Source organism: Sporosarcina sp. E16_8, from assembly GCF_017347095.1.
GTDB lineage: Bacteria > Bacillota > Bacilli > Bacillales_A > Planococcaceae > Sporosarcina.
This window is the reverse complement of sequence record NZ_JADPRZ010000136.1, coordinates 1-527: the sequence shown is the minus strand read 5'-3', so window position 1 is coordinate 527 and position 527 is coordinate 1. Positions and strand designations below refer to the sequence as shown.

General features: G+C 44.0%; 2 tRNA genes and 1 rRNA gene. All 3 read left to right on the top strand.

Features of this window, described 5'->3' with window-relative positions:
• Positions 1-61, top strand: a 16S ribosomal RNA gene (locus tag I2484_RS21270); the annotation flags it as partial.
• A 142-nt stretch (positions 62-203) separates the two neighbouring features.
• Positions 204-280: transfer RNA gene (locus I2484_RS21265), tRNA-Ile, on the top strand.
• A gap of 49 nt (positions 281-329) precedes the next feature.
• Positions 330-405: transfer RNA gene (locus I2484_RS21260), tRNA-Ala, on the top strand.
• Positions 406-527: the final 122 nt, after the last annotated feature.

Sequence of the window (527 nt, the reverse complement as noted above, 5' to 3'; positions counted from 1 at the left end):
GATTGGGGTGAAGTCGTAACAAGGTAGCCGTATCGGAAGGTGCGGCTGGATCACCTCCTTTCTAAGGATTATTACGGAATGTAAACCACGGGTTTACACATTGACGTTTTGCGTTCAGTTTTGAAGGTTCATTAAGCTTTTTAAGAGGTACTTTCGCTTAAAGAGGTTACCAATTGAACTTTCAAAGATATATATCCCTGAAGGGGCCTATAGCTCAGCTGGTTAGAGCGCACGCCTGATAAGCGTGAGGTCGGTGGTTCGAGTCCACTTAGGCCCACCATTAATATTTTTAAGCGGTATTATTACTTAAATAATTATGGTTCGATTTAGGGGCCTTAGCTCAGCTGGGAGAGCGCCTGCCTTGCACGCAGGAGGTCAGCGGTTCGATCCCGCTAGGCTCCACCAACACATACTCCAAGTGGGGTATTTTTGTTCTTTGAAAACTGAATGAAACGACATTGATAGCAACAAATCAAGTAATCAACGTAGAGAAAGCAATTTCTCTAGATTAGCACATGCAAATGAGC